The sequence below is a fragment of the Chloroflexota bacterium genome (assembly GCA_034717495.1).
Taxonomy (GTDB): domain Bacteria; phylum Chloroflexota; class Anaerolineae; order JAAEKA01; family JAAEKA01; genus JAYELL01.
On the sequence record JAYELL010000084.1, the window covers coordinates 2,761 to 15,913 of the forward strand.

Annotated in this window: 5 protein-coding genes; all 5 read right to left on the bottom strand. The window is 58.1% G+C overall.

Annotated features, from left to right (window positions below; translation table 11 throughout):
- Window positions 1-802, bottom strand: an 802-nt coding sequence (locus U9R25_15450) for an FG-GAP repeat protein (protein MEA3337293.1), incomplete at its 3' end; no start/stop codon positions are given.
- Window positions 803-963: 161 nt separating this feature from the next.
- A complete protein-coding gene (locus U9R25_15455; GenBank protein MEA3337294.1) occupies window positions 964-3,600 on the bottom strand; it encodes an IPT/TIG domain-containing protein in 2,637 nt (878 codons plus the stop codon).
- A gap of 511 nt (window positions 3,601-4,111) precedes the next feature.
- Window positions 4,112-6,889, bottom strand: a complete 2,778-nt coding sequence (locus U9R25_15460; GenBank protein MEA3337295.1) for a tubulin-like doman-containing protein — start codon at window positions 6,887-6,889, stop codon at window positions 4,112-4,114.
- An 8-nt stretch (window positions 6,890-6,897) separates the two neighbouring features.
- Window positions 6,898-9,555: a tubulin-like doman-containing protein gene (locus U9R25_15465; protein ID MEA3337296.1), complete on the bottom strand. Its 2,658-nt coding sequence runs from the start codon at window positions 9,553-9,555 to the stop codon at window positions 6,898-6,900.
- A gap of 23 nt (window positions 9,556-9,578) precedes the next feature.
- Window positions 9,579-12,830 (bottom strand): vWA domain-containing protein, encoded by a 3,252-nt coding sequence (locus tag U9R25_15470; protein MEA3337297.1) that lies wholly within the window; start codon window positions 12,828-12,830, stop codon window positions 9,579-9,581.
- Window positions 12,831-13,153 lie beyond the last annotated feature (323 nt).

The following is a 13,153-nucleotide window of genomic DNA, read 5'->3' on the forward strand; positions in this document are numbered from 1 at the left end:
CAAGCGTATTGCCGCTGGCAGCCATGGCCTCGCCGAAGCTACCAGGCGTATCTTCGCCGCTGAGCGTAAGCATGGCATCAATCGCATCGGTATCAGCCCAGCCATTGGCCGGCTTATTCCACACGAAGACAGCGCCGGAATTCCCATCGGGAAAACTATCGTCGTGGTAGTAGCTGTCCCCGGCGAGGATCGAATCGCCCATGATGGCTACAGATCCACCAGGACCAGCTTCATAGCCGCCGCTGACAAAACGTAACCTGGCGGTCTCGGTCATATCCTGCCAACCACCGGGCGGCTTGATAAATACGTATACTGGACTGTAGAACTCACCGACCACGATGAGATCATCACTGATAGCGACTGAAAGGCCAAATTCGTCTATGGCATATCCCGTGCTGGAGGTGAGGGTGGCTGTCTCATGCGCGTCCTCCCATTCACCATCTTCCGGCTTTGTGAAGACCCGAACCAGGCCTACATCATCGTGGTAGATGTCACGTTCGGGGACGCCGGCGACGATAGTATTGCCATCTTGGCTGATGGCAAGAATGTCGCCAAAGCCATCACCCTGCCCTTGTGACTCGCTAAGTTCGGCCAGATGCACCCAGGGTGCGTAGGGGGGCGGCTCGTCCATGGGTTCCGAAAGCCCGACCTGTGATTCTGTCGCTCCAACTTCTGTGCTGTCTCCGGCTGCCGGATTCGGGAGCAGGAGACAGCCGAACAGCATTGCGATGAATGTCAGTGCTGCGAAGTGATATGAGTTAACCCGAAGCGAAGAGATAGACGTTGCGGAATATCTGGTCATAGTCGGTCCTCACGAATGATGGGGATTGGTGGCTCCGCCGAAAAATGTTCGCCGGAAGGTACTGTCACCTGACGAAAAACCACCCCCTTTATAGAAAACAGTGTACAACAGTTCCAAATGTGGCGCAAGCGAGTTACAAGAATCGTGTAGAACGGACCTGATCAATCATAGGTGTAGAGTCCGGCCGACACGACAGCCTGAGCATCGGGATTGATGACTGTCAGGTTGACCGTTCCTGTGCCAGACGGCGCCTCCATTCTGATCCACTGGGGCGTCAACACCGTGACGGTGGTCGCCTGTTGCGTGCCAAATCTGACAACCGTGCTGGTGGACCCGGGCACAAAATTCTGTCCGTAGATATACACCGTCGTACCGCCACCCGCGGGGCCATGGGTCGGTGTGAAAAACACGATGCAGGGTGGGGGGTCGGCGCTGTAGGCGTAGGGCACGGGAGAGGTCCCCTGGAGCCCATCAGGATTTGTCACTTCGAGTTCAATCTGTCCAGTACCGGAGGGGGCTGCCACCGTGATGAGATTCGGTGTGACAGATTCAACGGTGGCCGGCCTGTCGCCGAACAACACGGTGGCACCGGGCTGGAAGCCATATCCACCGAGCCAGACCGTGTTGCCACCATCCAGTGGCCCTGCTTCAGGTACGATCTTGAGCAAGGTTGGCGGATAGACGAAGGTGAAGGCATCCAACAGTTCGCCTGTCTGGAAATCGGGATTGAGCACCAGGACCCTGGCAACGCCATTACCCATGGGCGTCACTGCCTGGATCTGCGTGTCACTTAACACAGCGACATCGGTTGCCTCCAGGTTGCCAAACCAGACTCTGGTGTCGCTTGATCCGGCGAAGAACCCCTGCCCGCTGATAGTGACCTGGGTCCCACCGGTCGATGATCCCGAATCTGGTGTCACCGATAGAACCGTCGGAGGAGGCACAAAGGTGTAACCGCCGGTCAACACGGCTGTTTGAAGATCGGGATTGGTGACGACGACGTCAACGGTTCCCAGTCCAACGCCCGGCGGGGTATAGGCTGTGATCGCGGTGGGATAGACGTCGACCTGCGTAGCGGGGATACCACCGAACAGAACCTGGGTGTCGGTCGAGCCGGTCACGAAGTTTTCGCCCTCGATCATAACCCAGCGACCACCTGTTTCGGGGCCGCTGTTGGAGGAAATACTGGTGATCGTCGGTGGTGGATCGTAGACATAGGCATTCGGTTTAGTGCGAGTCCGACCATCGGGACTCTCTATCGTCACCCCGACCGTACCGCTGCCGGCCGGCGAGACCGCAGTGATCGTACTTGAATCAACCACCACGCCGTCGGTGGCTGTCATATTGCCGAATTTCACAACGGTAATGCTGCCCGGCAGAAAATTCTTTCCCGTAATCGTCACTACTTGATTAGCACCGGGACCGCTTTGCGGTCCATGGTCAGGAGTGACCCCCGTTACGACCAGAATGTTGGTGGCGGTGGCAATGTTTTCATAGGTTTGACCGGTTCCCGTCATGATGCCATTACGCATATTATCGTAGGCGGCCAACTGGTTTGACAGGATCCGATTGGCGGGCGTCATCAGAATTGCGTCGCCATAATTCAGGTAGGAAAACAGGTACCAGGTTCCCCAGGGGGTGAAGGTCGTTAATCCCTTGGCACGTGAGACATGGCTGAAGAGTTCCAGGAATTTCTGGTCCAGCGGTTCCCAGTAGCTGTAGACATCCCTGGAAAGAACCTCCGGGGAAATAACAGGGTAGGTGCCCAGTTCGCCGGCAGTGGCTTTATACATCCATGAGGGGCCAATGGTAACCAGCTTGTTGGGGTCATGAGAGCGCACCAGATCGGTCCAGGCAAGGACAGTTTCGAAGTAATTCTGATGGTCGTTGGTAGCAGGATAGATGTGAAAGTCAATGTAATCGAGTTGGGGCATGGGAGCAAAGAGATTCATGTACTCCTCGGTGTCCCAGGTGCCGGCACCCGCGCCGAGCATAGTATCATGGGACGGATAGAGTCCAATCGCCGATACCAGGTAGTCTCTCCATTGAACTGGCGTGCCAAGAACCTCGCCATCGATGAGTCCAAACGCAGCGTTCAAGGTACCCGGCTCTTCCAGAAGAGTAAGATAGTCGGGAGCGAGTTGCGTCAGGATGAGATAGCTTTCCTGAGCCCGCTCCTGGTTATGGCGCTGACGAGCGACGGTCGGACCAAAAACCCTGATGGTATCGAAATAGAAACGAGGGTCAACTACAGCAAAATCTCCGAAAATGATCCCATGCTCGATGTGGACTGCGAGACCTCGCGCCCGGGTTCTCGCAATCACCTCGGCATAGAAATCGATGTAATCAGCGACAGTTTTGTCGTAGTTGCTGTTCTGGCTGTTCAGGTAGGTGTGAAAGGCAGGGGTCAGAAGCGGATATGCGATGTTTATGGCTATCGTATTCACGCCCATCTCGGTCAGGCTATCCAGTTCCATCTCGACATTCTGCATGTTCCATTCAGCCAACAGATCGGGCCCCATGTTGCTGCTGGCAAGGGTCAGATGTGCAGCGTAGTTCGGGTAATAGCCTGGATTAGCAATGCCGATTCCACAGGCAGTTTGCTGAAAATCAAGCAGATAGGATGCCAACTCCTGGCAGTGATCGGCGGGCGCACCCGCTGGTGCGGCGACACATAGCTCCTCCGCCGTGAAAGGGGTACAGGCATCCGCACTGGCTTCGCCGGGGTAAAAAACCATGGTGAGAATCGCGACCAGTATTGCAAATGCAACGCTCATTGGTCGATGCACAATGTTCATGAAGTGTGGGCTCCTTAAGGAAACGTGTGAGATTCGATCGAGCGAATATTTCTATCGGGAGTTACGCACTTGGCAACATTCGGGTCAAATGCCGCCCTTCGAAGTCCTCCCGGACCTCCTGCTGGCTCACGCACCGCCTAGCTCACGCATCGTCTGCTGACGTGCTGGCGTGGCGAGGCTCAGGATGTCATTTGACCCGTTCGCACACTTCGATCGCTCCCCTCGGTCGCACTCAGTATGCGAACTGCGTAACTCTAGTTACTATCTCACGAAACAGGTCGATTGATCAATAGGACTTTCGTACTAGAACGCACACGCGGAAGGTGTACCTCTCCTTGAAATCCGACCATACTGTCGTCAAGACCAGGTCTGCCCTTTTTTGGGGACGGGGATTCTTTCTCGACGTTCCAGAGGGAGGTGTCAGCACCCTGAAAGAGCGAAAGGAACGTGCCAAAGAGATAATAGCAGAGGTGAACGGGAATCGCCAAATCTGTTTGTGAATAATTTTTCGTTATTGGGGAGAAGATGTGGGGATGGGCAAAAGGTCGGGCAGAGCCAGCGCCTCCTGCTGATCGGGATCTAAGTTCAGGTAAGATCTTTCATAGGAAGCGAAGCTGGCTATCGCCTCCAGGGGGATTCCGTGCAATGTTCGCAACAACGTCAAGGAAAACGGGTCGTAGGAAGATAAGAGGCGCAGGCGCAGCTCCGACGCCTGCATCCCCAGTTCGGCGATTGTGGAAATCGATGCATTGGGCACCGCCATCAGGTCAATTCTGATCGGAACGGCCGCGCCCTGATCATTCAGAAACACCAGGGGCTTGGCCCGCTGGCGCAAGCTGATCAGAAACTCCGACCTGTCAAATTCGGGTACAGCCTGAGACAAGACCGCCTCCACGTTGACCTCGGCCGGCGCCTCGGGGCGGCTCAGCCTGGCCGCATATCGCTCGATGGCCAGGCTCATCGCCTCTGCGAGATTGGGCTCAGGGGGAGAGGCTGCATGGTCCCCATCCAGTGCCGTCGTTTTTACAGGAATCGTGCGCAGCCAGGCCTGACTGATGCCCTCCTCGGTGTCTGGCGACCCCTTGAAGACCACAGGCGCTACGTCCTGGTCCGGAAGATGGGCCGAGCGGTCGCGAAACTCTTCGTACAGTTCTTCCTGGGCAAGAGGTTGACGGACGAAGGAATGGGGCACAGTCAATGGCTCGCTCAACTGCGTCGCCAGGACATTGCGGTCCTCTTCCAGGCTACTCAGCGTAGCCGAAAGCGCCTGCTCCCGTTGAGCAACGGCTCTTTGCAAACCGGCCAACAACTTGTCGAGATCGCTGGCAAGGGATGCGTTGGCCAACGCATCTACCCGCCTCTGCCGCATGGATCGATAGGCATCCACCCGGCCTTGAACCGTTTTCTTCAGCACCCGGCGCAGGGCCAGGCTGAGAAGCAGCACAACAATCCCAGCCCCCACCGAGGCCGCGGCCAACGCCCCGGTATCGACCCCTCTTTGGTTCAACACAACAGCTACGATGAGCATCGTTAGCAACCCGACCCCTGCTGTGATCGCCAGCCAGAGCCAGGGTTGTTTGACCAGATGTTCGAGCTGTGCCCACCGCGACCACTGAGCATCCTTTTCCACAGGTTCAGGCTCGGGTCGGTGAAGCCGTTGCCATTCATGAATGGCGGCGCGCCGCCGCTCCAGCTGCGAATGAAAGGCAATTACCATCGACAGAGCCGCTTGCAGGCCCTGGTCGTGATCAAGTATCAGGGAAAGAATCTCATCGTCGAGCTGTTTGAGCGTTGTGGGCCGGCTATCGGCATCGCCGGCATCGGCCGCTTGCGACAGGGAATCGGCCAGGACCGCTCCGGTCTTCTGCCACTCAGATAAACCCTCTTGCTCGAAACGATCGAATTGTTCACTGACATCAGCGACCCGCGAGACAAGGTCGGCATCCTTTTCGGGAGTCTCAGCCGGCGCTGGCGGGACCACCGCTCGAACCTGGGGAATATCGACGGCCTCGCCGCCGTGCATGGCCTGGGAACTCCCGCCCGCTCGTGCCATTGAATCCGAGGCCAAAAAGCGTTCAGCCAGTCGATCCAGATCGAGGAAAATATCGGCCAGACTGCCGGCAATCCGCTCGGCCTCGGCCTGCTGTATTTCAGATAGAGCAAGCAGGAAACGATCGCGCAGCAGTTCCAGCATGAGGCGTTGCCGGGCCTGGGTCCACATCTCGTCCAGCGGGATATAGACTGCCGCGGCCCCGATGCTGCTAAAGGGACCCAATTCGCGCAGCGCCGCCGTATCTGGCGCCAGTGCGTTTCGCAGATAGATGTTGGCGTCTGCCGTCAGAAAGGCCTCCAGCACATTGCCCACGACTGTGGTCAATTCCCCCTCATCCTTGACCAGCGCTCCACTGGTCTTAACCCGATCGAACAGGTAGCTACGGTCGAAGGGACTAAACTCTGAGGCCACCGTCTGAAGGGAATCCATGAAATCATTGCCGCCGCGGGCACCTGGTGTGGTCAGATGAACCAGTTCCCGGGCAGCCAGGTGCACCGAGGCCTCCTCGCGTCTTCGTTCAGGAGGGGGCGTGAAGACAGCGGAGCTCAGCAGGCCGATCTGTTCCAGTATCCCCCCGACCTGATTTCGCAGAAGATCGGTCAACGGCCAGAGCAGTGCGGTGGCATGTTCATCCGCCAGGGAAGCCACCACGAAAACGGATAGCTGACTCTCTTCCTCCTCTGGTTCCGTTTCATCGTACCTGGCCTGCTCGATGATGGCAAGGAGATCGGCAGCTATCGCTGGCTGGCTGCGACAGAAATGCTGGTACCAGAGACGACGGGACATGGAGGACCCTGTATCATCAGGGGCAGCATAGTGCCCCACGATATCCAGGGTGGGCCAGAGCAGGCGGTGTGTATCCCGCTGCATTTCCAGCACGCTGGGATGGCTGTCAGACAGCGCCCGGGCAGGATCTTCAAGCGACTCACGGGCCAGGAACTGCTGCCGGTAAAAGCTCACATCATCCCAACGGTCGGGCCCTGGACGAGCCACAGTGATGCTGCCATCTTCGTCGGGAAGGACAAGCACATAGCTAACGATATCGCTGAGGAGCGGCAGCCCCATGAATCGACTCGCGACTCCACGCCCCCGCCCGGCAGTCCCGGCAAAAAGGCTGGGCGCCAGAACACGGGAGCGGTCGCGAGTACGTAACCGAGGCCACATGTGTGCCACGACCCGCGCACCCCATCCGCCCACTCCGACGATGGCGGCTCGATTGCGACTTCCTTGATGCATGGTAGCCCTTACTTTTGCGGGAAACGATCGCTGTCTCCAGCGTCAATCTCCGTAGGCGTGAGATCCTCAACAATCAACTTGCCGTTTCCTTGCAAATCGCCTTGCAGAACAATATCCGGCAGGTTACGCCAGCTGCTATCGAGATGCAACGGACCGCGCTTGATAAAGTCCAGGTAATGGCGAAAGTAATCGCTCATCGCCTCCAGGTAGGTGATCGGAAGGCCATGTTCGATCCGACAGGCATCGATCCGGGTGGGATCACCGGTCGAGACCCGTTCATACTCAGCGTAATCCCTCAGCAACCCGTCGTAAAGCTTGACATGCCGGAGGTCGTCGTCGACACCAACCAGGATCGTGTGTTCCAGATCCTGTTCATCAAACCCACCCTTGTCCAGATCGTAGCGCCAGAATGGATGGCAGCGAGAGAAAAGCTGCTTGAAGCGCTCCCCGAGCATGGCCCGGTTGGCAGCCAGAATGCGTTCGAGACGGAACTCCTCCACCGGAATCGCGTGGTCGACAACACGCCGGCTATGAGCCATCAGGTATTCGTGCATATCGAGCCAACTCAAGGGCCGGCTCTCTGCCTCACCCAATACCTGGCCCGCGTCGGTCCGCAGGGAGAGGGTCTCGCTGAACGAGGATTCCAGCAAGGTTCGACGCTCGGCCAGCGTTACCTGCACCTGGAAAATGAGGGGGTCGCCCACCAGGTTGTCAAGGGAGTCCTCGAGACGGTGGGCCAGGATACGGCGCCAATTGTCGGGTTCAAACTCATCAGTGATATATGCTTCGTCGACGGCATCGCTGGTCAGATCATAGATCGTCTCCTGTTCCGCTTGCCGGCGCAATCGGAAGAAAAGGCGCATCCCTTCCGTAATACCCTTATTGCGAGCGGTCTCTGCCTCACCGATACGTCCTTCGATGCTACCTTCCATGCCATCGAAAACGGGTAGCAGCCGACTCCAAACCCCCTTGGCGGCCTGTTCCATGCGCAGATCGTATTGCAATTGACCGAGATGATCGGAGAGTACCATCCGTTCCTGTTGGGTGGCACGCTTCAGGTTGTTGACGAAAAGCATGTCGAAGGGCCAGAAGCCCAGCAGATTGACGATCGCTGGATCCCGTACCTGCCTGAGCCGGTTCTCTACAGTCTCGATGCGCTGAATCAACGCCTCCTCGTCGGCACGACTGGCCTGCTGGCGCGCCGTGTTCAGCCGGTGCAGGGCACTGGCGAAGAAGAGGGCACCGCGCAGCCCATAGCGGCGAGCGGCGTCATGGATTTCAGCCTGCAACTCGTCGAGCAGCCGGTGAAACGACTCCGGCGACCATTGAGCGGCATCTGCCGCCGCCTGGGGTTCATCCACTTCCTCCTCCCAGGGAGAAGATGGCGAAGTCGCCGAGTCGTCCCATTCCTCCTCCTCGTCCCACGCCTCCTGGGGGGCCGAACCAGGATCGACCGGCGTTGTCTGTCCACCCGCGGCAGCGTGCCGGTGGTGCAACACATCATCCAACTGCAGGGTCAGTGCATCGGCCCGCCCCTCCAGGCTGTTCATATCAGCCGGGGTCAACTCCCGGAGCAGGCCCTGATCGAGTAACCGGGCGGCGTATTGCAATGCACAATACTCCCGCATGCGCTCCTGCGGCACAACCAACGAAGAGGTAGCAAAGCTACTGTAGGCCAACAGACTTTGGCCGGCATCACTACGCTCTTGAGTGATATTGACATCATAGGCCCAGATGTGGGAGCCTATGTGGGATACGGTCTCCAGAAATATCTGGTGCCCGCTCATCTCCATCACATCCTCGATGCTGTCCAGGACCTCACCCCGTCGATTCTGGCGATCTACCAGGTAGATCCGATCAAAGGGCCGGCTGATCACAAGAGCTTGCTCGCCAGGATATTGAACCTCAAAATCGTGGCCGCTCTGGAAGTAGTCCAGCTCTTTCAACGCGGCATAGGCGTTGGCCTGAACGCGGGATTTCTGCAGGTCGCTATCAAGTTCATCCACGAAAACAGACGGCAAAGTGAAAACCCCGGTAATGATCGCCTGCTCCTGAAAGGTATCCCGAAGCTTTTGTGCCACGTCGAGGAAGATTCCAGATCCGGTGCCACCGCATAAGGAGGACACCACGTAAATGTGACGTAATCCTCCCTGGCGAACAACCGGATAACCCTGGTTTTCAGCCTCCTCGATGGTTGCGACCGACGCCATTCGATTCAGCTTCGGTTCCAGGTGATTCCAGAAGGTGCGATAGCGGCGGAAGAAAGAGAGCCGGCCAACGCAGCGAGTCTGGCGGGCACCGCTGTGAATCTGGCCAAGAGGCACCTGCCGGGCATCCCAGTTCCACCAGGCACTCACCGTAGGGTGATTTTCCAGGTGGCGAAGCACCTGGGTAGCATTATAGCCACCGATGTAGGCATATTCGTGTCGCTGCAGATACTCCTCGCCGGGCAGATTCGTCCAGGGAACGGTATCCACACCCAACAACTGGATGATCCCCGGTCCCTCCTCGCCGGGCGGGATGCCCCAGGCCTGACGCAGGCGTCGTTTGAAGGCGCGCACCGTGCCCACGCCGGTGCCACCCAGGCCAACGATCAGGGTCGGAACCAGGGTTGGTTTGCGTTGCATCCAGCCGTTGTCTTTGATATGGCTGTCACCATCTGCCATCGTATCCTCCAACGAAGTCCTTGTTAATCGATTGCGTAACGAAAGTGGTAGCGCGCGCCGCGATCGGGAAGCCGCAGGCGGATTCGGGCGCCATTCCACAGGATCTGCCCGTCTTCCTTGATTAAACGCCAGCGATTGCTCTTTCGCTGCCAATAGGCCAGGCGCACATCCTCCGGAGCCAGCGGATTCGGCCTCACGACCGGACGCCACACGAGCTGCTCATCCCTGGTATCGACTTGCTGTTCGAAGCTAACTGTGGCCAGTGCACGGGGCCTGTCTTGTTTTTTGTGACTGAGGACCACGTTGCTGCCATTTGTTACCAGGTAAAGAGGACTATTGTCGCGGACAGATGCTTCCTTGCCGGTCTCCTCGGCGTGAATGACGCCCTTGGTCTGGTTATTGCCTGGCCTCAAGCGCAACAGCGTATTGATGAGCAACAGCAGTAACAGCCATCCCACCAGACCCTGGAAGCGAGGGAACGGCAACGGCACAAACCAGGTAGTCAGGAAACTGGCGACCGGAGAAAGCCGTTGTTGCCAGACCTGCAATGGCGTCAATTGTCTCACCAGGAAGCCAAACTCCGATGGCTGCAGCAGTACATCGTCGAGCGTCTCGACCCTCAACCGGCCTTGATAGAGTCCTGGTACAGGTCGGCCCGCTGAGCTGACAAAAAGTGGCAACTCAAAAGTGCCGTCACCCAGAGCCCGTGCAGTACCTGTGCTGACCGTCAAATCCTCCACGCTGCCTGCTTCAAGCTGGTCATGGTTAAGATCGAGCATCGTGATCTGAAGGAGCGGCGGTTGGTCGAGAATGGATTGGTTGAGGGTTAGGCTGGTGCTGATCGGCTGTGCCAGATTCGCTGAGGCGCCGAAGTCCAGCAGATCGCCCGGTACCAGAAACGATGTAACCGGTTGAGGCACATTGAACGCCACCTGCATCCGGTGGGGTTCCACACTGAGGCCCTCGGGCGAGGAGAATTGAATAGTCCCCTGATAAAGCCCTGGCTTCGGGCGCGTTACCGCGCTGAGGTAAACCGGCACATTATGACGATGTGAGCCAGCCTGCTCAGGTTGAGCGGTCCCCACCCTGACCTGAAAATCGCCGCTGTCTACGGCACGGCCACCCGAAGTGAATTCTACCAATTGAGCCTGAATATCACTGGCCTCACCGCTGAAGGTCGCCTGGACGTTAAACTGGCGCGGCTCTCCCGCACGGGCAAGATCACCCAGGTCGGTCGAGGCGGGCAGCGTCAAATCGATCTCCGGCGTTGGGATCGAAAATTGCAGCGCCACAGCGGAAGGTTCCACCGCCACGCCCTCCGAGGAACTGAAGCGAATACGGCCACCATATTCACCGGGTGGCAATGCATCGAAGCCAGTTAATTGCAGCATCGAAACATATCGATCGCCCTCTTTGTGTGTCGGCTGTGACAGAGTCATGCCCAAGGCGCCTGGGGGCACCTCCAGACCTGGCGAGGTCAACTCCAGTTCGGCATCGAGTTCGACCGCCTCATCAGTCAACGCGGTCAATACCAGTTCCCGCTGGATTGTATCCTCATAGGTGGGCACCTGACCAAAATCGAGGATCGGTGGCAGCGAGTCCATGCGCAAAGCATCCCGCATGGTCAAGCCGCCTTGAGCGAAATCGGTATAGGGCGTTCCGTCGGCAGCGATTGCATCCGTCACAAAGACGACGTCATAGCGGCGCCCTTCGATCGGCACAAAGCTGCGGTCCTCACAGATGCCGTCGGCGTTGCAGGGAATCTCCACAGATGTGACCGTTTCATCAGCGGAGTCAGATACAAAGGCCACGACCCGGGCCTGCGCCGGCGGGGTTTCCCCGTCGAAGCGAGCCCTTAGCAGCATCCGTCCATCCTCCAGCAGCCCGCTGGCCCGCTCCGTCGGCGAATCAGCCAATAGACGGGGCAGGTCTGCTGCAACCAGGGAAAACTCCTTCCACAGGCGAATCGGGGTCACCTCGTTGCCGATCTGCACCTCAACAGGCGTAGACTCCCCGACCACATTGCTTTTGTCCGGGGAAACGATAGTCCAGAAGAGGCTACCGTCGTCGGCAAGGCCACTTGCCTGCATGGGATGCTGCACGCCGTCCACAACAGCCTGAACCTGCAGGTCCGATGATCTCCTGCCGGCCTGTTCCACAGCCGCAGCAAGCAATACCGGCTTCCCCGCGGGATAAAAGCGCGGCGCTGCCGTACTGGCGATGTCGTCGGCGCCGGGATACTGGAGCACGAGAGAGGCCGCCGAGTCAGCCACCAACAGGGCACGGGCCTCGCCATCAGGGGTGCCGGCTGTGGTGGCGGTCCACTCGCCCACCAACGGCGCATTGTGTTCCAGAGTCACTACGTCGTAGTGGGTATCGCCATTTCGGACCACCGTGGCGCCGTTATCCAGAATCTCCCGATCGAGGATCGACTGGCCGTTCAGGGAAAGATCAGTATACCCCTGGGCGGTCTCAGGAGCTTTGGGCACAATTACGCTGACGCTGGTGATACCTTGATCGGGGCTGGTGCGAAAGGTGGCCAGCCGGCCATCGGCCAGATCCACTTCGTTGACATAGCGCTCCGGCTGAACGAAGCCGTAGATTTTGGCATACGCGGGCAGAAGGTCACCAGGCCGGTCGATCGATTGAATCAACCCATTTGTTTTTTGCGCCATGCGCTCGGCCACTTCCAGATCCACATCATTGCCCAGCAGAACCGGGAAGATAGTCACACCCTGGTCGGCCAATTGATTGATTTTGGCAAACAGCTCTGAACGTTGGTCCGGAGGCCATGGGCGGCCGTCGGTAAGAAAAACGATATACTGGCGATTGCCCGTCTGGTTGGCCTCCAGGATATCGCTGGCCAGTCCCAGGGCTTTGCGGATATCGGTCAGGCGTTCCTCGGGTGCAGGGGTGGTTGGCTGCACAATAGCTGACTGAAGATCCCGCTTGCTGGCCGCGCCAGCGATCGTGGTCAGGCGTCCCTCGGCTGTCTCGCCGAGACCGCTGGGGTCGGTATGGAAGGAGATCACGCCGACCCGATCTCCATCTGTGGCAAGATCAATGAACATACGGGCCGCGCTATGGCGCAGGCCTTCCGGATCGTTGGGCGCGCGCGTGCCGCCGGCCCAACGATCGCTCATGCTACCCGAGTCGTCGACCAGTAACATGACATCGACGGGCCCGTCCGGGTCTTGCTGAGCGAGGGCAGGTTGAGGCAATCCCCACCAGACGGCGAGGAGAACGAGCAACAGCAATAGTCGCCTGGTCAGCATGTTCCTATCCTCCTGGCTGTCGCCGTCAGGGCCGATTTCTGCCCGAAGAACCCAAAAAACGCTTGTTGGCGACACACCAGTCAACATAAATACCAATTATACCAGATAATGGAGGGTCAAGACTGGACTGATCCAACACGTTTGTCCGACAAAAACCATACGCACCGGCCACAGACAGCCTGGCCTGCAGAAAATGGCTGTAACGCCAACAACGATTCGTCGTACTTATCCACGATGAAAGACGTAATCCACAATGACAGGGTTCCCCGATCGTGCAACTGCAACCCGGATGATTTGACAGTCGTTTCCAATGGCATTAAAAT